Origin of the sequence: Salibacterium aidingense DSM 18341 (assembly GCF_000429685.1) — a bacterium.
Classification (GTDB): Bacteria; Bacillota; Bacilli; order Bacillales; family Marinococcaceae; genus Salibacterium; species Salibacterium aidingense.
On sequence record NZ_AUCI01000023.1, the window covers coordinates 23658 to 43000 of the forward strand.

Genomic DNA, 19343 nt, shown 5'->3' on the forward strand with positions numbered 1-19343 from the left:
AAATGTCCGGCCCCATCTTTAAAAAGGCTTTACTGTTCTACGGTTCGTTTTTGGATTAGTTCGGTCGGTGTATACCCTGTATACTTCTTGAACAAGCTTGAAAAATAAGCTGGATTTCCGTATCCTACCTTTTCTGCAATTTCATAGATTAAATAATGTCCTTCCTGAATCATGTTATTCGCCTTTTCCATTCGAATTCGTGTGACATAATCTTTAAATGTTTCTCCGACGACGTTTTTAAAGATCTTTCCCAGGTAGTTCCGGGAAATGTACAGTTCCTCCGATAAGTCATGCAGCGTAATGTTCTCATGCAGCCGTTCTTGTACAAAAGCAATCATCTGTTCCACCAGCTGCCGGTGTTTTAAGTTTTCGTCCCATTTTTGATGATGGCATATTTTCATAACAATGTCTTTCAGTTCCGTCGTCACTTCTTTCCATGAGCACTGGCGGGATAATACCTCATAAATATCAAAATTCTCTGGAAACATATCCCGGATACGAATTCCGATGTCGAAGAGGGCGTAGGTCATCATCGTCCACATTTCGATTCCTAAATGAAGGACGGAGGGCTTATGAAACGGCTGATCGTGCAGTTTCTCAAACAATTCATCAATCACGGCACAGGCTTTGGGTTCGTCGGCATAACGAATCGCCATGGAAAGCTGCTGATTCATTTCAATGGAATCTGTTAACACAGCGATGCGTTTTGTATCTTCCGCTGTTCCTTGTTCTTCGGTATTGATTCCTGTTTTTGTTTCGGTATAAGGTAGATGTTCAATGGCTTCCTTTGTGGATGTACTGGCTTCCCGCCAGTCATTCTTCATCGAACCGGAGGTAACCATAACATCGAGATGAAGATACGTGCGCAGGGTTTCTTTCAATTCTTTTTTTAACGTCTGGAATCTGTTTTCGTAGTACGCAGCATATCCTCTGGGAACGTGAAGAAACAAGGCAGATTGGTGGGTATGGAACTCAATAAAATCAAAATCCAGGGACCATTGCTGCGTGGTTTCTTTTATCACATTGCTGGAGGCAAACCGGAATAAATACCAGTCTTTTTCAAACAGAGTAGAACGCTCCAGCTGATCCGTATACGCAATCAGAATGATAAGGTGCTCTTGATTATCCCACTGCTTAAGCATGGTATGTGCTGTTTCCGGAGGCTCTTTCACCATGTTGGCCCCGGTGACTAACGATTTTATCCATTCCTTTTCAATCACTGGTTCATACCACTCTACCTTATGGCGCAGCTCCGCAAATTCCAGTTGTTCTATGGCTTTTTCTTCCAATTGTTCTATTTCTTTAGAAAGAACTTCCTCAATGGTATTACGGGAGGCAGGTTTGGATAAGTAATCATTAATGTCCAGGCGCATGGCCTTGCGGGCATATTCGAAGTCACTGTACCCGCTGAGAATAATGACGCGTCCTTCGAACCCTTCTGTCCGAAGTTCCTCCATCATATCCAGACCATTTTTTACCGGCATATAGATATCCGTTATAATGAGATCCGGTTCTACAGCTCGAATGAGTTCCAGCCCCGTTTCTCCATTTTTTGCTTCCCCGCTCCATTCGCAATTCAATTTATCCCACGGGATGATCTTTTTCATCCCCCGCAGTACACTTTCATCGTCATCAATGATCACGATCTTCCACATTTGGCGCTCCTCTTCCTTTCAGACTCAAGATAATCCTCGTCCCTTTGATCAAAAAACGCTTTTTCCTGAATTTTAGGTATCGTGATAGTAACCGCAGCCCCGCCCTTTTCGTTATTGCAGAGGGTCACCCGGGCCGCTTCTCCAAAGTATACATGCAGCCTTTCCTTCACATTTTTCATGCCGTATCCCCCGGCATTAATCGTAGGGGACGTGTTCTCCTCATGAATGCCTTTGCCATTATCCGTAATTACAAAAATAAGTTCCTGTCCTTTTTCGGAAACTGTTAATGCAATCTCCCCGTCTTCAATATCCGGGAGGCCATGTATAATAGAGTTTTCTACAAAAGGCTGCAGGGTCAGCTTTGGGATATAATAGCGTCCTGCCGGGATGTTCACGTCCACGTGATAGGTAAGGGAGTCTTCCATTTTTATTTTCTGCAGTTCCAGATAACTGCACACATAGTCCATTTCCTGCTGGACCGATATAATACTGTCTCCTTTGGATAATCCGATCCGAAGCATTCTTCCAAGCAGTTCCATCATCCGGCTCATATCATCGTCTCCGCGCTCCAGTGCCCTCCAATTCAGCTGATCGAGTGTATTATACAGAAAATGAGGATTAATATTGGCCTGCAGGGCGCGCATTTCCGCTTTCCGCTGACGTCTGTTTTTATCGATAAGCGACTGATATAACCGTTCACTTCTATACATTAACTGGCGGTATCCTTGAAACAACTGACCGAATTCATTTTTATAATCGGCCGGCAGTTCTTCCGGTATGGTTTTCAAAGGATACTTGTTTAACACTTTCGTTAAATATAAAATCGGGTCCGTGAATTTTCTTGTCAGATACAACGTGGCAAAAAACGCAGCAATAATGGAAACGGCCCCGATCAGTGCCAGCCATCCTGCTATTTCCCGGCTCCCCTCTGTCAGTTCCTCCATTGGCGTAACCTCCATAAATGTCCAATCGGTTGAAGGTATGGCCGCAGAGACAACCAAATGATCTCCCTGTATACTGGCTGTATCTGACAATCCGCTCTCTTCCTGAAACCGAAGCGCTGTCTCTTCAATGTATGTCTGTGTCTCTTCAGGAATTGAAATCGATGTTGTCCGTGATAAAACGGAGGTGTCTCCATCCAGGAGAATCAATCGGGACTGGTCGCTTCTTTCCTGCATCCATTCTTCGATATACGAGATGCTGATATTGAGAGCCAATACCGCCTGCAGTTCTCCCCGGGCGGAATAAACATTTCTGCCGTAACTAATGACATCTTCATTATCAAAATCAAAATACAGCTGCACCTGTCGTTCTCCAAGCCAGGCTGCACTTGTGTTCTGCAGCTTTTCCTCCCATCCTTCTTCCAGTTCTGCCAACGGATGATAACTGACCGGATGCGCGCCGTTAATGGGCGGGTTTTCCATATAAATCGATACAGAATGAAGACCCGGCACACTATATGTGATATTGGAAAAATCGAGATTCATCGAAGAATGCAAACGCCGGTGCTGCTGTGTATCTCCTCCATTTCCCCGCAAAAGGTTTTGGAATGCATTCTGCCGTGACATACCGATCGAGGTTTCATGGTAATTGCTGATTTCACTGCTTAAATCCTCCCCAAGCAATTTAAGCTTTTCTTCCTGGTGTGTTAATGTGACAGCAATGCTTTCTCTTGCTGTTAATTGATAGGTTACATAAATAATAACAAGGAGCAGAACGGTTACAAATACAAAGAAACTCGTAAAAAATATGCTCCGGATTTTATATTTTTTAAACAGCTCCATCGTCTCAGCTCCACTCCCATTGATACCGCTTTCATTTTTTCGTGAAAATAGTTTCACATAGGGAGAAGGAATCAGGCTTCAACCCCGTTTTTCCTGAATAAGTGCAGACTCTGGTGCATAATAACGGTTGCTGGAAGACTTACTCCGTAAAATACCATGACACCAGGCATCATTAAAAATAAAATTCCAAGTCCCCCTGTCCCTGCCAGGACTAACAAAACAGCCGGCAGGTTCGCCAGACCGAGCAAAAGAGAATACTGAACAGAGTTTTTCACTGAGGTCTGGAAATGGGCCCGTACCGGAAAGACAAGCAGAAATATAAGAAGAAATAGCGAAACCACCCCAATCAGCAAAAGACGCGGGAACAAGGAAACATCCATGGCCGTCATCGACCAGCCGCTCACATATAATAAAACCCCTCCCCATAGAAGTAGAAGTCCCACTGCATTGGCCTGAAAAAATTCTTCTTTAAAAACGCTTTTAAAGTCCTGATACATCGAACGTGTCTCCAGCTGAGCCAGACCGCCGTTTAAAAAGGCGGTACGGAGTACCGAGAAGACAGCAGCGGTGGCAGGGGCCCAACCGAAAATCCCCAGACCCGCTAACATAAAAACCACCCACAACCCATTGAGCACGGCCAGCCGGGCAAGCCATTCGCACAGCGAAAATACACCATTTCCCAATCGCTCTACCATCGTGACCCTCTCCTTTTGTAATTATTTGATACCTGTCGTCGATATTCCTTCTACTAAATAACGTTGAAAAAACAAAAAGAGAATAAACTGGGGAAGCAGGGACAAAGAAGACATAGCCAGCAGCGGCCCCCATGAGGTTCCAGCTTCCGCGTCCATAAAGTTTCGCAGCCCCAGGGAAACAGTTTGGATTTCGACACTGTTCAAATATATGAGAGGGGTAAGAAAGTCATCCCAGGACCACATAAACGCAAAAATGGCAACAGTCACTAAAGCTGGTTTTAACAGAGGAAGTACAATTCTCCAAAATACCCCAAAACGAGAACACCCATCAATAATGGCTGCTTCATCCAGTTCACGCGGAATACCGCGGATGAATTGGATTAACAGAAAGATAAAAAACGGGGTCCCTCCCAGAAAATGCGGGACGATCAGTGGATAAAACGTATTGACCCAGTTTAATTGCTGAAACAGCAGATACTGGGGAACCAGAATAATCTGAATAGGCAGCAGGACCGTGGAAATCAGGCAGGCAAATAAAATCTTTCGGAACCGGAATTTAATCCTTGCGAACCCATAGGCCACGATGCTGCAGGAAAGCAGGGAGCCAATCACTACACTGCCTGTCACGAATAATGAATTCCGGAAAAACACATCAAACCCTACTCCCCCAAACCCTTCCCAGCCTTCTGGATAATTAAGCCAGTCCCAGTCAACAGGGATTAACGAGGCGGCATTTGCAAAAACTTCTGTCTCCGGCTTTAATGAAGTCCCAAACATCCACAATATGGGATACAGCATCAAAAAACTGAAAGCAATGACAAAGGAATAATAGATGATATCAGATAGTTTGGTACGTTGGTTCATCATTCTTTCCTCCCTTTTTAATTAATCATAGTGCACCCAGAACGTGGAAGATTTGAAGATAAGCAGGGTAAAGGCGCCGATAATGACTAATAAAATCCATGCCATCGCAGAAGCATAGCCCATATTTAAGAATTCAAAAGCAACTTCATAGAGATAAACAGCATAAAACAGGGTGGAGTCTCTCGGGCCTCCGCCAGTCACCAGAAACGCCTGGGTAAATGTCATAAAACCATTAATTGTTTCCATGACAAGATTGAAAAAAATGATTGGCGTCAGCATTGGTATGGTTACTTTCATAAACTTTCGTATCGTACCGGCTCCATCGACACTTGCTGCTTCATACAAATCCTGCGGAATCTGGCGCAGTCCGGCTAGAAAAATGATCATCGGCGCTCCGAACTGCCATACGATTAAAATTATTAATATCGACATCGCCGCGGTGGAATTCCCAAAAAAACTAATCGTATTTAGACCCCATGCATCGAGAACCGTATTGACAGCACCGTCTCTTCCGAACATTTGCCGCCATACAACCGAAATGGCTACACTGCCGCCTATAATAGAAGGCACATAATAAATGGTGGTGAACATACCTGATCCTTTTCGCCCTGTATTGAACAGAAGTGCTAAAAACAAAGAAAAAGCTAATTTTAACGGAATCGCAATAGCCACAAAGGTGAGAGTCGCCTGCAACGATTTAATAAACCTTGGATCGTTCGTAAACAGCTCCACATAGTTGGAAACACCGATCCACTGTGGAGCACTTAACATATCATAGTCCGTAAAAGATAAAATAAAAGAATAAATCATCGGACCAATAATCAATCCAAAAAAGCCGATCAGCCATGGAGAAATCATGGCGTACCCGGTTAACGATTCCCGTCTGTTTCTCTTTTTTCTTTCATTTTCTACAAATTCGGGAGTTACCCTCCCGTCTTCCAGTGCTTGATTGCTTTTCATGGATATCTCTCCTAGTGTGCGGGGAATAAGGAAAAGGCAGGCCCGCTTTTCCTGAGCCCGCCTTCAACCCCTTTTTCTTCTGTAATTATTCTGTGCACCCGAAATTATTGATTTAAAATCTGTTCGGCTTCCTGAATAAAGCTTTCGACCCCTTCTTCAATCGTCATATCATCGTATTTTACACTTTCCAGCATCCGGTCAAAGGCAGCTCTTACTTCTGCTTCCCCAGGCGGCGGAAGCGGTTCCGGATCGCCGGCTCTTTCTTCGAGAACCTCCAGAAACTCAAATGTTTCCTGTACGGTTGGATCCACTTCTTCTACTAGATTTTCACGAACTTGAGCTGCTATCGGAACGCCTCGTTCTGCGCGGAGAATTTCATTGGCTTCCTGGTCATTAGTAATAAAATCAATTAGTTTTGCCGCAGCTTCCTGTTTTTCTTCACTAACATTGCTGGAGATCATGAACGACATACTTGGACGCACCCAATTGCCCGACTTTTCCCCATCAGCCGCATTCGGCATGACATTCAGGCCCAGGTCTGCTTCTGCAAGCGTCTGCACTCCAATTAAACCATTACTTGCTGCACTGGCTATTCCAGCTTCTTCATTGGCCACCATCGATTCGCCGCTTTCATTAATCTCCACCGTCACGTCATGAGGGGTAGCTGTCCCTTCATCAATCCATGCCGTCACAATCGAAAGGAAATTTTCCAATGTTTCATTTTCAAAGCCGACGCCGGTGCCTTCTTGATTATAGAAATGCTGATCAAATTGACGGGCATAATGGAAAAATGTCTCATACTCTGCTTTGACAAAGTCATATCCCCAGAATCCTTCTCCTTCTTCTTCCGAGAGACGGGCCATTTCTTCTTCCAGATCTTCATACGTATAGCCGGGTTCAAGGTTAATATCATACTCTTCAAATAAATCCTGATTATAAATGGTGGCCAGACCGTTGGATCCAGCGGATATCGCATAAGTGCTTTCATCTACCACAAGCATGTCCTGATAAACATCATTCACATCTTCCATGTTGATGGTGCCTTCATCAATCAAATTATTAAGATCAAGAGCAAGACCACTGGAAATATACTCGGTTAATTTTGAATTATCCATCTGCACCACTGCCGGCAGATTTTCTCCTGCTGCCTGGGTCGTCAATCGTTCCCAGTAGCTGTCCCACCCGGTATACTCCGGTTCTACGGAAATATCCGGATTTTTCTCTTCAAATAATTCAATCATTTCCTGAGTCAGATCATGACGTTCATCGTTTCCCCACCAGGAAAAACGAATTGTTGTCTGTCCTTCTTCCGATGCTGAACCACTGTCGTCTGTTCCACCAGCATCATCATTGGTATCATCTGGTCCTCCAGGACTGCATCCGGCAACCATCAGACACAAAAATGAAAGCCCCATCCATTTTTTCCATTTTTTCAAAGGTAGACCCTCCTCCTTTTCTTTTTTGTAAGTGCTTACAATCCTATTATAAGCGCTTTTTCCTGTTAGTTATATATAACAAATGTTAAATATATTTTGAAAAGTAATACACTTTATTCGTGTTTGTAATTTTAGGTTTGTTTTTGATTAAGGTCATAAATAATATTCTTTCCTTCTGCCATCGTTTTGTTTTATAGGAATGCTTTTATTTTTTGGCCAGAACAGGTATAGTTACAAACAATAGAAGTCCTTTTTTGAATTTACCGACCATTCATCCCCCTCTTAAAAGTTGGAAAGGCAAAACCCATGATACTCAAGGAGGAAGAATATGAGCTGGAAGGAAAAAGATCGTATTATTTTAATCGGGGATAGTATCACAGAAAAAGGAAGATTTGAAGATCCAGATCAATTAGGAGATGGGTATGTAAGACTTATTCATGATTACCTCGTTACGCAACATCCGACGCTGCGACTGGACATTGTGAATAAGGGAATCGGCGGTAACCGGGTTACCGATCTTGCGGAGCGCTGGGAACAAGATGCGCTGCAGGAAAGTCCGGACTGGATCAGTATTTCCATCGGGATTAATGATGTTTGGAGACAGCTCGACCGCCCGGATATGGAGCAGGTATACCCTGACATGTTTGAAACAGTATATGAAGACATCATTTCGCAAACCATCCAACACAAAAAGGCCCATCTTATTCTGATGGAGCCGACAATTATTGATGAAGACCCGGCATCCAAAGGCAATCAGCTGCTCCAACCATACGTTGCCACTATCCACCGGCTGGCAGAACAGTACAATGCTTTAGTCATACCAACCCATCAAGCGTTCCTCACTTTTTTAAACGCAAATACAGATATACCATTAACCACAGATGGTGTACATATGAATTCCAGAGGTGACATGCTGATGGCTTCCACCTGGCTTGAACAATTGTATTCGTCTTAAGCATTTTAATAAAGTACCTTGCGGACATCTGTTCCGTTAAATGGCTGAACAAGCGGTCTGAAGCGGCTTTTTGGGACATTTATTCCGCTATTCGGGGCCTGGAGTGCTTTTTTTATGCTAAAAAGAGAAAATAACGGTATAAATGTCCTCCCGTTTCAGGGAAAGATAGACATTTCACTATTAGCAGAACGATGTCTGAGTCCCCCGAATCCTTGACCTGCGAACTTTCAGCATGCCCCGTACTGCCTTGATGCAAAACGACCCAATTCAAGCCTCCAAGCAGTTGGAACTCAAAAACACCTTCCTATCTTTTAAGAAAAACAGATCTTGGGAAAACCCCAAAATCTGTTTACACTGAATCCTGCCTATGCTCCAGCCGGGACGCTTTCCGCTCTGTAGCTTGCTTTGGTAACGCCTCCCCTTTCTATTCCATAACACCTAGTGTTTTAGGCAGCCACAGACTGATTTCTGGAATAAATGTGACGAGCAGTAATCCAACAACCAACGGGATATAGAAAATGACGAGCGGCTTTACTATTTTTTCAATACTAACTCCACTCACACTGCTTCCTATAAAAAGGACTGTGCCGATCGGCGGAGTGGTTACCCCTATAGCCAGTCCCATTGTCATAATCATCCCAAAATGGACTGGATCCACCCCGAGCTGTGTTGCTACTGGAAATAAAATAGGAGTAAAAACCAGGAGGGCCGGAGCCACATCCATGAATATTCCTACCAGCAGCAATAGAAAGGCGATGATCAACATAATCACATAGTAGTTATCCGACAAAGCCAGCAATGCGTTGGTGATCGTCTGGGGGATTTGGGCATACGTCATTACCCATGACATAGCGGTGGAAGCTCCCACCAGCAATAGAATCATGCCGGAAAATACCACGGTTTCCTTCAATATTTTTGGTATATCGCTGAACGCCAGGCCTCGATAAATCAAACTTAATATAAGCGCATACAACACGGCTACTGCCGCTCCTTCCGTCGCTGTAAACACGCCCCCGGCAATACCGCCAATCACGACAACGATAAGAAGAAGACTTGGAACAGCATCAAGAACAATCTTTACACCTTCGCCCCATTGAACCGAACCGCTTACAGGGTATTTATTTCTTTTTGCTATAATATAGGCAACGATTAATACGAGCAGCGCCATTAATATACCAGGCATATATCCAGCCAAAAACAAGGCTCCAATAGAGGTGCCTCCGCTTAATAAAGAATAAATAATCGGGATGCCGCTAGGGGGAATAATCTGCCCGGTAGGAGCCGAGGCAATATTTACCGCAGCTGAATACGCGGGATCGTAACCCTCTTTTTTCTGCTGCGGCCCCATGATTTTTCCCATCGTAGCAGCGGATGCAATCGAAGATCCAGATATAGAACCAAAGAGCATGTTTCCAATAACATTTGTGTGCGCGAGCGACCCTGACATTCTTCCGCCAATTAATTTAGCTAGATTAATTAAGCGCTGGGCGATCCCTCCATTATTCATAATACTTCCCGCCAGCATGAAAAAAACCAGGGCTACCAGGACAAAACTGTCAATCCCGGTGATAATTTGCTGGGATGTCACTAAAAGGGAGGAATCCATTGGCAGAAAGAATAATGCGGCAGCAAAGGTTGCCACAGCAATGCTCACAGAAATGGGAACCCCCACAAACAATAGGATAAAGAAAACCCCAAACAATGCTAATGTTGTAATGAAAGTAATACTCATGAATGTTCCCTACTTTCTAAACGTTTTCTGGCCAATACATTCATCACCTGATACATAATAATAAACACGCCTGATATCGGAAGGATACTGTAAACCACTCCCATGGAAATTCCCATAATTGGGGAAACTTCGCTCAATGTGGCGCTTACAATAATACCTCCTCCAATAACAAGAACAAACACAGCAAATAATAATACCACCGCATCTATACCAAGCCGCAGCCACGCATAGGCTTTTCCTTTCAGTTTTTCTCTAACGAAATCAAGGGATAAGTGTTCATCACTCCCAAACCCATAAGCCGCTCCAAGCATTGCTATCCATATCAACGAAAACCTTGCTATCTCTTCTGTCATTACGCTGGGATTACCCACCACAAAGCGCGTAAATACCTGCCACAGGGCCGCAGCTGTTAAAAATACAAGGAGAATACTTGCGATCGTTAATAGAAAAGTATCCAATATCCTTTTTGTTTTGGCCATCCTTCTTCCTCCTTGAGCATATCGTGAATTAATTTTCTTCGTCTGCCAGTTCTTCAAACTCATCCAGTATATCAGCTATCTTTTCATTTTCCCGTCGCTCTTCAATAAGAGGTTCCACCTTTTCACGAAACGGCTCTTTATCAATATCTTCATGAAACTCCACGCCCATCTCTCCACTCGATTCTTCTTTGCTCTCTACCATGAGTTCATCCCATGTTTCATCATGAGATTCAGATGAATTCCGGGCGGCTTCCTGTACCAGCTGTTTCTCTTCTTCCGATAGGCTGTTCCATGTTTTCGCACTCATTATCAGAAAATCCGGAATCCGGGTATGCTCGTCATAAGAAAACACTTTCGCTACTTCCCCGTGATTCGCATCCGTTAACGCAATGTGACTGCTTTCTGCCCCGTCGATGATGCCCTGCTGCAGACCGGAATACACTTCAGAAGCAGGCAGCGGTGTAGGAGAGGCCCCCAACAGTTCCATGGTTCTGATGGACGTGGAGTTATTCATGACACGGATTTTGAGGCCGTTCAAGTCGTCCGGATGCTCAATCGGGGTATCCTTCGTATAAAAACTTCGTGTCCCTGCTTCATAGTGAGTAATGCCCCGCAATCCCGTCTCTTCTAGATCAGCATACATTTGCTGGACTGTATCCGATTTCATAACTCTTTTAAAATGATCCTTATCTTCGAATATGTAAGGGAGACTGAAAACAGAAAATTCTTCAGAAAAACTTTCCAGTACTCCTCCATTTACTTTAGCCATATCAATGACACCGGTCTTCAACAGCTCCAGCAGAACCGTTTCATCCCCCAGAGTGGCTTGTCCATATGTTTCAATGGATATCTTGTCTTCCGATTGTGCTTCCACTTCCTCTGCAAATTCTTCCAGACTTCCATAAACTGGACTTGCTTCCCCATGAATATGGGCCAATGTCAGTTCTCTTTCTTGAATGCCGCTGGTACCGCTTCCATTTTCCCCCGTAGTAGTGCCGGTGCTGCTGGAACAAGCACTCCCTACCAGAGCTGTAAATAATAACAAAAGAAATAATTTTTTCATCCTTATTCCTCCAAATATTAATATCCCCATGCAAACTTGAAATCCCTTACAATTTTCTCTATTAATCTTTATTTATTTTTAATTTTATCTGTTTAATTTGATTATATCTTATTACAAAAAGAATTAATTCTCATTTTCTGAAATATTTCTGTATTTAAATTTGAATACCTGGATGTTCATTAAATATTCAAAAACAATCATAAACTTACCAATAAATAAAGAAGTCCGAAGCCGCTCCTTTTTCTGGACGACGGCTTCCCAACATAGAAAAGAGGCTGCCTTTCGGGGGACAGCCTCTTCTCTATTTGTTATTTTATAGAAAGATTTTTTCGTTTACTTTGCTTTTCTTTTTGGAGGTTCCTGTTTGTACTGCGGCATTGGCTACAGCTGCTGCTACGGCTTTGACCACTCGTTCGTCTAAAGGACTTGGGATAACGTAATCGGAGTGGAGTTCGTGTTCTTCTATTAGCTCAGCTATAGCGTACGCCGCTGCCAGTTTCATTTCTTCGTTCACTTCAGAAGCCCTCACATCCAGTGCTCCACGAAAAATACCAGGAAAAGCTAAAACGTTGTTGATTTGGTTTGGGAAGTCGGACCGGCCTGTCCCGATTACCTTCACCCCGGCTTCTTTTGCGGCTTTCGGTAAAATTTCTGGAACGGGGTTGGCCATGGCAAATATAATGGGATCCCGGTTCATCGAGCGTACCATGTTTTGGGAGATACATTCTGCCACGGAAACACCTATAATGACATCAGCCTCCGCCATAACATCTTCCAGCGGTCCTGCCTGTCGTTCAGGGTTTGTCCGGGCCGCAAGATCATCCTTCCGTGGGTTCATCCGCTCTTGTCGTCCCTGATAGATAGCTCCTTTGGAATCGCATAAAATGATATTTGTGACCCCGAGCGAGAGAAGTAATTTGGTAACAGCAATGCCGGCTGACCCAGCGCCGTTAATGACCATTTTACATTCTTCTGCTTTTTTCCCGGCCAGCTTCAACGCATTGATTAAACCGGCAAGGGTGACAATGGCGGTGCCGTGCTGATCATCATGAAAAACGGGTATATTTAATTCGCTCCGCAGGGTTTCCTCAATATAAAAGCAGTCCGGTGCTGCAATATCTTCCAGATTAATGCCGCCAAACGTTGGTTCCAACGCTTTTACTACTTCAATGAATTCATCTGGATGCTTGTTTATGAATACATAAAGGAAAAGCATCAATATCGGCAAATTCCTTAAACAAGACAGCCTTTCCTTCCATGACAGGCATAGAGGCTTCTGCTCCGATGTTTCCAAGGCCAAGTACAGCTGAGCCGTTACTGGCAACCGCTACCATATTCCCTTTGCTTGTGTACTCATATATCCTATCCCTGTCTTCCTCTATTTCTTTACATGGCTCTGCTACTCCCGGAGAATAGGCCAACCCGAGATCGTCCCGGGAAGCCAGCTCTACTTTGGAATGGGTTCCGATTTTTCCTCGGGCTTCTCTATGCATTTTTAACGCCTGTTCTCTTTGGGTCACCAGCTCGATCTCTCCCTTATAATCTAAATTTTCTGAACAAAAACGTGGATTAAAGCGCCTGCCATAAAAAAGCAGGCTGCTTTATCCCTTTTTATTTTCTCTCCACTCCGTTTCCTTTTTTACACGTGTTCTATAAACCGATCTTTCATTTGCTTTAACGTCTCATCGCCAGGCTGATTCCAGATGGCCTCATTTATAATTTCTACTTCGATCGGCCCGTGATATCCAGCCTCTTCCACTGCTTTTCGCATTCGGCGGATTTCAATGACGCCATCCCCCATCATGCCGCGCCCTTTAAAGATATCCGGGACGGGGACAATCCAGTCCGAAACGTGAAAACCAAGGATATTGCTGCCAGCTCTTGCAATTTCAAGATACAACTGCGGGTCCCACCAGACATGAAACACGTCCACCACAACACCCACCTGATCTGACTTTAATTTTTCACTAATAGAATTGGCCTGGCCAAGGGTAGAAATCACGGACCGGTCTGCAGCATACATCGGGTGAAGCGGCTCAATACCCAGCTTCACACCGTGCTGACCGGCATAAGGAATTAATTCTTCAATCCCTTCTTCGACCCATTTCCGGGCACTGTCTATATCTCTATCAGGGGCGGGCCCGCAGACAAGCACGAGGACATCCGTGTTTAATTCCGCCGCTTCTTCGATTGCACGCTTATTGTCTTCCATTCTTTCTTTCCGTTCTTCTGGTGTTGGAGCTGGAAACATACCGCCGCGGCAGACACTTGATACCTTCAGCCCGGCATCGTTTATCAATTTCCGGCTTTTAGAAAGGCCAAGGTCATGAATTTTATGCCGCCAGACAGAGATCCAGGGCACATCCTGACGCAGGCACCCTTCTACCGCTTCTTCCAGAGACCAGTGTTCGGTCGTAATTTGATTTAAACTGATTTTCTCCAGGGACGGCTGGCTGCTCATGAGGTCTGCACCTCCTGTTTGACCCCGGCCTGTTCCAATACAAGACTCATTCTCTGGACAGCCAGTTCTGGTTTCAGCAACAGTCCGGCTTCATCGGCCATCACAAACAGATCGGATAGATGGACAATGGAACGTGCCCCTTCTGCTCCGCCAATCATTCGAAAATGGGATTGATGACCGTTCAGATAAGCCATAAACACCACACCGGTTTTGTAGGCAAAGGTCGGTTTCTGGAAAATATGGCGAGCAAGCGGAACAGTTTTATCAAGAATGTCGTGATAGCGTTCCATATTCCCTTCGTCAAGTGCGTGCAGTCCTGCCGATGCGGCCGGGGCAATAGCATCAAAAATACCGAGCAGGGCATCACTGTACCCTTTTTCATCTCCCTTGATCAATTCCGGGTAATTAAAGTCATCTCCGGTATACAGCTTCACTCCTTCGGGCAGTCTGTTTCTGATATCAATCTCCCGCTGCTTATCCAACAACGATATTTTAATGCCGTCCACTTTATCCACATTGTCCTGAATGACTTTCAGGCAGACTTCCGTTGCCTTGTCGAGATCTTCATACCCCCAGTATCCTTTTAAAGCAGGGTCGAACATATCGCCGAGCCAGTGCAGGATAACAGGCTGGGACACTTGGCCGAGAATATTTCCGTAAACCCGTTCGTAATCTTCCGGACTGGCAGCGCAGGCGGCAAGAGCACGGCTCGCCATCAGGATAATCTGTCCGCCTTCTCCTTCCACAAATTCGCATTGCTCTTCATATGCTTTTTCCACGTCGTTAAGCGTGACATCCGGGGCAGGAAGCAGCTGGTCCGTTCCGGTACCACAGGCAATCCTGCCGCCGACAGAACGTGCTTCCGGGATGGAACGGCGGATCAATTCTTGAGCGCTTTCCCAGCTGAGGCCCATTCCGCGCTGCGCGGTGTCCATCGCTTCGGCCACCCCGAAACCGAGCGACCACAGATAATGACGGTATTCCATCGTTGCTTTCCAATCAATATGGGCGTTATGGAGCGGATCGGCATCCACCAGCGGATCACAGACCACGTGAGCTGCAGAAAAAGCCGTCCGTTTTTCAAACGGTTTTCCTTTTTCCACTTCAAACGCCGCCCTTTGCGACGGAGTATACGTATATAATTCTCCTCCAGCTTTCGGCAGTGTTAATGATTGAACCATTTTAAGTCCACCTCCTACAAATTAATTTCCGGGACGTCCACCCATTTCCGCTCTTCCCAGGATTTCAGGCCGAGATCGGAAAGCTGGGTTCCTTTTGCCCCTTCCAAAAGGTCCCAAGGAAACGGCTCATCCGCGTATACGTGTTTCAGGAAATATTCCCACTGTACTTTAAAACCGTTGTCAAAGATAGCATTGTCCGGGACTTCCTGCCACTGATCTTCAAAATCGAATGGGTTTTCAATATCAGGGTTCCATACTGGTTTCGGCGTATTGACGCGATGCTGTGTTTTACACTCGCGAAGCCCGGCGACAGCGCTTCCTTCTGTGCCGTCCACCTGGATTGTGAGCAGATCATCCCGGTTCACCCGTACCGCCCAGGACGAGTTCGCCTGCACAATCACCCCGTTATCCAGTTCAAACGTACCGTACGCGGCGTCATCCGCAGTTGCTTTATATCTTTCGCCGTTTTCATCAAGGCGTTCTGGAATATGCGTCGCCCCCAGGCATGTCAGAGATTTAACGTTTCCGAACAAGTTATCAATCACATATCTCCAGTGAGCGAACATATCTACGATAATGCCGCCCCCGTCTTCTTTGCGGTAGTTCCAGGACGGCCGCTGTCCTTCCTGCCAATCCCCTTCAAACACCCAGTATCCAAATTCCATTCGGACCGAAAGCATTTCCCCGAAAAATCCAGCGTCAATCAAACGTTTCAGTTTCAAAAGACCTGGCAGAAACAGCTTGTCCTGCACCACCCCATTTTTCACCCCGGCTTCTTTCGCAAGACGGGCTAGTTCAATGGACTCTTCCAGGGATGTCGCTGTCGGTTTTTCACAGTAAATATGCTTCCCTGCTGCGATCGCTTTTTTAATGCCTTCTGCCCGCCGTACAGTCGTCTGGGAATCAAAATAAATCTGATTGTAGGAATCATTCAGTGCTGCTTCTAAATCCGTACTCCAGCGTTCAACATCATGAGCTTTTGCAAGCGACTCCAGTTTTTTTTCATTGCGGCCGATGAGGATCGGATCCGGCATAAGGAATTCCCCGTCGCCCAAGTCAACTCCGCCCTGTTCCCGAATGGCTTTAATGGAACGGATCAAGTGCTGATTGGTTCCCATTCTTCCCGTTACTCCGTTCATGATAATACCGATTTTTTGTGCTGACATCGAATCATCCCTCTCCTTTTTTGATGTAACCTTATCATAATAAACAGAGTGCAGAATGTCTTATTAATTACCGAAGGATGATCTCAATATCGGAACAAAAAAACGGGCAGGGGAAAACCGCCCAAACTCCGTAATCTTTAACCTCTTATTCACCTAATCATTCTACTTTAACTCCAGCATCCGCTAGAGTTACCGCTTCCCGCTTTTTCGAAAAAAATCAGGAGACTTCAGAAAGCCCAGCGTCGAAATTGCTGAAAAATCCGCATTTTAAATATGGATACTATTATATTAGCACCGAAGTGTGCCCATAGAAGGCAACACTTTAGGCGGCTGAGAAGACTATACAGTAGAGCTGCTCACAAAACATTGACAGGATCTAGGGAAATGTTTAATATAAAATTGACTGAACGATCAAATTATTAAATGAACAATCAATATTATAAAGGAAGTGAAGAAATGGAAAATAAACAATATTTGATAGCTGAAGCTCGGAGAGAACAAATCATCAAAGCATCTATAGAGGTTTTGACAGATATTGGGTATTCCAGCACAAGTCTTTCCAAAATAGCAAGTAAAGCAAATATAAGTACAGGACTTATCTCTTATCATTTCTCTGGTAAGGAAGATTTGATGAGAAATACTTTGATGTATTTGGTTCAACAAGAGCGAGCCTTTATTAAGGAAAAAGTAGAACAGAAGCAAACCTATATGGAAAAATTAATGGTTTTTATAGAAGCAGGTTTAGCATATCAGGGTACAAAACGTGGAAATAACATCGCTTTACTTGAAATTGTTTTTAATGGGCGTACCCCAGACAATGTACCTTATTATCTGGTAGAAATTGATCATGAAGATGAATTAAATGTTTTGTTGAAAGAGATTCTTTACAAAGGACAAGAATCTAAAGAATTTGGCGACTTTGATCCTCAAGTGATTGCGATTGTCATACGGGGTGCTATATCAGGGTCGATGTCATTACCTCAATATGAAAATAAGCTAAACCTTGAAGATTACAGTGAAAAGTTAGTTAAGAGCATTTTAAAAATGATTCAATAACCCTCTTCGAACCACTACAGACACATATGATATAAAACATTAGAAATGAGGAAAAGTTAATTATGGAAAAGACTAAGCAAGGGACATACTCTGTGCCGGAACAAGTTCCATACCATCGTGTACTCGTAAGCAGTAATCGTCGTATTTGGCGTGGCATACTAGCTTTTATTCTTCTTATCGGGGGAATGTTTTTCTTTGCTATAGCGTTCTCTTTCATCGGAAGTGAAATCGACACACGTGTTTTCGGACATGTCGGGGAGACAGGCTTCACCCCAGTTCATATGGCTAGCAGCTACCTTGCGATCGCCATGCTCATTCCGTGGAGTATGTTGATACAGCGCTGGCTTTACGGGGGAAAGGGTTCCATTTTGCATTCGGTTCGTTCAACCTTCCGATCAGATGTTTTCGGTCGTGCATTTCTGCTCATTCTTCCAATCTGGACAGTCTGTTTGCTCCTCTTTAATTGGTTCGCTCCGTACACCACCACAGAATGGCGCACCGCAGATCTGTTTGCTATGTTTGCTGTGGGGATATTGATTGTGCCGCTCCAAAGCGCGGGTGAGGAGTACGGCTTTCGCGGACTCGTATTCCAGATTGCTTCAAGTTGGATTCGTAGTCCTAGAGCTTCGCTTATTTTCGGTATTGCTGTTTCTAGCGTATTGTTTGCTCTTATTCATCTATCGACCGATCCGTGGCTCAACCTGCATTACCTCGTTCTCGGCGTCACCTTTGCACTGATGACTTGGCGTACAGGTGGGTTGGAGTACTCTATTGTTGCTCACGCTGTGAATAATACGCTCACTTTCGTCTTAGCAGTGGTACTACGCACGGAGTTACTAGCCGAGAGCGATCGATCAGCCGGAGCGGGATCAGAGATTATCCTTATCATTTCTGCATTTATTATTTTCATCACTATCATTGTATGGTTCATCACTCGCCATAGCAGTCCTGAGCTGACTCCTCAGACCATTCCTAATGAAAATCAAACTGAACGGTGATAAATGATCAATTCAAATTTATGTAACTAGAAGTGCTAGATTCATTTTGGAATACGAGTGACAAACTTGACTCTACTTCAAAAAACTAATTTCAAATAAATGAATAAGGGAGTTGTATCTGACCGTGTTTCGATTTAATCGCCGTAATAGACGTCTAAAAAAAGTCAAAAAAGGGGATGGTCATACATTAAAAAAATATAAGTTTTGGCATATTTTCACTCGTTCATTGTTCCATATAGAAATAAAGAACGATAAAAACGAAGTGCTAAACTATGCTGTAAATTATAAATATTTCGTGGAAGAGCCTAGAGCTGATTTATACCGTGAGGGAAGGCATATCGCCTCCTCCACACTACCAGCTACTTTCCCCGTAGAAAATGGTGTCATTGAGGTGGCAGAAGGCAACTATGGAATTAACCGAATGCATTATGTTGCAGATGAAAAAGAAGAGTGTCCATTGACTCCCGATAAACGCTCTATCAGAGGGTTGCGGTTGCGTTTAGACCAACACTTCCCCCGAATCAGCAAACTCATCGGGGTTATCTCTGTTATAACTTTATTAGCAGCTCTAATTTTAGAATTACCCCAATTAATAGAACCCATTTCTGAAATTCCATGGATTTCAGAAAATGTAGGTACATTCATATCTCCAATTGAATTTTCCGTTTGGGAAAATATTGCGATTACTGGATTAGGAGCACTAGCTGGCTCAGAAAGAGCTCTCCTGCTACGTAATAAACGACTACTTGCAATGCTATAAACAAGTTGTTGAATTTATAATAAATATTGGGGCTGTATCAAGTTATTTTTAATAATTTCAGCCCCCACTTTAATGGATAAAATCACATCAAAACAAAT

General features: G+C 44.2%; 16 protein-coding genes and 1 pseudogene. 4 read left to right on the forward strand and 13 right to left on the reverse strand.

Features of this window, described 5'->3' with window-relative positions; translation table 11 throughout:
• Positions 1-29: 29 nt before the first annotated feature.
• The 6 genes from G475_RS0117885 to G475_RS0117910 all read right to left on the reverse strand — a co-directional run bounded on the left by G475_RS0117885 (position 30) and on the right by G475_RS0117910 (position 7394).
• On the reverse strand, positions 30-1655 hold the full coding sequence (locus tag G475_RS0117885; RefSeq protein WP_026702452.1) for a response regulator transcription factor: 1626 nt from the start codon (positions 1653-1655) through the stop codon (positions 30-32).
• A complete protein-coding gene (locus tag G475_RS0117890) occupies positions 1640-3439 on the reverse strand; it encodes a cache domain-containing sensor histidine kinase (protein ID WP_026702453.1) in 1800 nt (599 codons plus the stop codon). The genes G475_RS0117885 and G475_RS0117890 overlap by 16 nt, the downstream gene beginning before the upstream one ends.
• A 71-nt stretch (positions 3440-3510) precedes the next feature.
• Positions 3511-4134, reverse strand: coding sequence for a YesL family protein (locus G475_RS0117895; protein WP_026702454.1), 624 nt, complete (start codon positions 4132-4134; stop codon positions 3511-3513).
• Between the two features lie 21 nt (positions 4135-4155).
• Positions 4156-4998 (reverse strand): carbohydrate ABC transporter permease, encoded by an 843-nt coding sequence (locus G475_RS0117900; RefSeq protein WP_026702455.1) that lies wholly within the window; start codon positions 4996-4998, stop codon positions 4156-4158.
• Positions 4999-5019: 21 nt separating this feature from the next.
• A complete protein-coding gene (locus tag G475_RS0117905) occupies positions 5020-5958 on the reverse strand; it encodes a carbohydrate ABC transporter permease (RefSeq protein ID WP_026702456.1) in 939 nt (312 codons plus the stop codon).
• A gap of 104 nt (positions 5959-6062) precedes the next feature.
• Entirely contained in the window at positions 6063-7394 is a 1332-nt protein-coding gene (locus G475_RS0117910) for an ABC transporter substrate-binding protein (protein WP_026702457.1), read from the reverse strand.
• Between the two features lie 328 nt (positions 7395-7722).
• Between G475_RS0117910 and G475_RS0117915 the strand changes: the two genes are divergently transcribed.
• On the forward strand, positions 7723-8349 hold the full coding sequence (locus tag G475_RS0117915; protein WP_026702458.1) for an SGNH/GDSL hydrolase family protein: 627 nt from the start codon (positions 7723-7725) through the stop codon (positions 8347-8349).
• Positions 8350-8773: 424 nt separating this feature from the next.
• Here G475_RS0117915 and G475_RS0117920 read toward each other — a convergent pair whose 3' ends face one another.
• The 7 genes and pseudogenes from G475_RS0117920 to G475_RS0117950 form a co-directional block, all read right to left on the reverse strand.
• The gene (locus tag G475_RS0117920; protein WP_026702459.1) at positions 8774-10081 is read right to left on the reverse strand and encodes a TRAP transporter large permease; all 1308 of its coding nucleotides are present in this window, start codon (positions 10079-10081) and stop codon (positions 8774-8776) included.
• Positions 10078-10560 (reverse strand): TRAP transporter small permease, encoded by a 483-nt coding sequence (locus G475_RS0117925; protein WP_026702460.1) that lies wholly within the window; start codon positions 10558-10560, stop codon positions 10078-10080. Before G475_RS0117925 ends, G475_RS0117920 begins: the two co-directional genes overlap by 4 nt.
• 28 nt (positions 10561-10588) lie before the next feature.
• A complete protein-coding gene (locus G475_RS0117930; RefSeq protein WP_026702461.1) occupies positions 10589-11623 on the reverse strand; it encodes a TRAP transporter substrate-binding protein in 1035 nt (344 codons plus the stop codon).
• A 313-nt stretch (positions 11624-11936) separates the two neighbouring features.
• Positions 11937-13116: pseudogene (locus tag G475_RS25535) on the reverse strand (NAD(P)-dependent malic enzyme).
• A gap of 146 nt (positions 13117-13262) precedes the next feature.
• Positions 13263-14084: a sugar phosphate isomerase/epimerase family protein gene (locus G475_RS0117940; protein ID WP_026702462.1), complete on the reverse strand. Its 822-nt coding sequence runs from the start codon at positions 14082-14084 to the stop codon at positions 13263-13265.
• A complete protein-coding gene (locus G475_RS0117945; protein ID WP_026702463.1) occupies positions 14081-15265 on the reverse strand; it encodes a dihydrodipicolinate synthase family protein in 1185 nt (394 codons plus the stop codon). The genes G475_RS0117940 and G475_RS0117945 overlap by 4 nt, the downstream gene beginning before the upstream one ends.
• Before the next feature lie 14 nt (positions 15266-15279).
• Positions 15280-16431 carry a Gfo/Idh/MocA family protein gene (locus G475_RS0117950; protein ID WP_026702464.1) on the reverse strand — a complete coding sequence of 384 codons (1152 nt, stop codon included), beginning with the start codon at positions 16429-16431 and terminating at the stop codon, positions 15280-15282.
• Between the two features lie 456 nt (positions 16432-16887).
• Here G475_RS0117950 and G475_RS0117955 point away from each other — a divergent pair, with 456 nt between their 5' ends.
• The 3 genes from G475_RS0117955 (at position 16888) to G475_RS0117965 (ending at position 19245) form a co-directional block, all read left to right on the forward strand.
• Positions 16888-17487 carry a TetR/AcrR family transcriptional regulator gene (locus G475_RS0117955; protein WP_026702465.1) on the forward strand — a complete coding sequence of 200 codons (600 nt, stop codon included), beginning with the start codon at positions 16888-16890 and terminating at the stop codon, positions 17485-17487.
• 62 nt (positions 17488-17549) lie between these two features.
• Positions 17550-18485 (forward strand): CPBP family intramembrane glutamic endopeptidase, encoded by a 936-nt coding sequence (locus G475_RS25540; RefSeq protein WP_051302671.1) that lies wholly within the window; start codon positions 17550-17552, stop codon positions 18483-18485.
• 124 nt (positions 18486-18609) lie between these two features.
• Positions 18610-19245, forward strand: a complete 636-nt coding sequence (locus G475_RS0117965) for a hypothetical protein (RefSeq protein ID WP_035711762.1) — start codon at positions 18610-18612, stop codon at positions 19243-19245.
• Positions 19246-19343: the final 98 nt, after the last annotated feature.

Bases quoted from the DNA above. Each gene is read 5' to 3' on its own strand.
- G475_RS0117950 (WP_026702464.1), bottom strand. From the start codon at position 16,431: ATGTCAGCACAAAAAATCGGTATTATCATGAACGGAGTAACGGGAAGA.
- G475_RS0117955 (WP_026702465.1), top strand. From the start codon at position 16,888: ATGGAAAATAAACAATATTTGATAGCTGAAGCTCGGAGAGAACAAATC.
- G475_RS0117925 (WP_026702460.1), bottom strand. From the start codon at position 10,560: ATGGCCAAAACAAAAAGGATATTGGATACTTTTCTATTAACGATCGCA.
- G475_RS0117890 (WP_026702453.1), bottom strand. From the start codon at position 3,439: ATGGAGCTGTTTAAAAAATATAAAATCCGGAGCATATTTTTTACGAGT.
- G475_RS0117885 (WP_026702452.1), bottom strand. From the start codon at position 1,655: ATGTGGAAGATCGTGATCATTGATGACGATGAAAGTGTACTGCGGGGG.
- G475_RS0117895 (WP_026702454.1), bottom strand. From the start codon at position 4,134: ATGGTAGAGCGATTGGGAAATGGTGTATTTTCGCTGTGCGAATGGCTT.
- G475_RS0117915 (WP_026702458.1), top strand. From the start codon at position 7,723: ATGAGCTGGAAGGAAAAAGATCGTATTATTTTAATCGGGGATAGTATC.
- G475_RS25540 (WP_051302671.1), top strand. From the start codon at position 17,550: ATGGAAAAGACTAAGCAAGGGACATACTCTGTGCCGGAACAAGTTCCA.
- G475_RS0117930 (WP_026702461.1), bottom strand. From the start codon at position 11,623: ATGAAAAAATTATTTCTTTTGTTATTATTTACAGCTCTGGTAGGGAGT.
- G475_RS0117900 (WP_026702455.1), bottom strand. From the start codon at position 4,998: ATGAACCAACGTACCAAACTATCTGATATCATCTATTATTCCTTTGTC.
- G475_RS0117905 (WP_026702456.1), bottom strand. From the start codon at position 5,958: ATGAAAAGCAATCAAGCACTGGAAGACGGGAGGGTAACTCCCGAATTT.
- G475_RS0117920 (WP_026702459.1), bottom strand. From the start codon at position 10,081: ATGAGTATTACTTTCATTACAACATTAGCATTGTTTGGGGTTTTCTTT.
- G475_RS0117940 (WP_026702462.1), bottom strand. From the start codon at position 14,084: ATGAGCAGCCAGCCGTCCCTGGAGAAAATCAGTTTAAATCAAATTACG.
- G475_RS0117945 (WP_026702463.1), bottom strand. From the start codon at position 15,265: ATGGTTCAATCATTAACACTGCCGAAAGCTGGAGGAGAATTATATACG.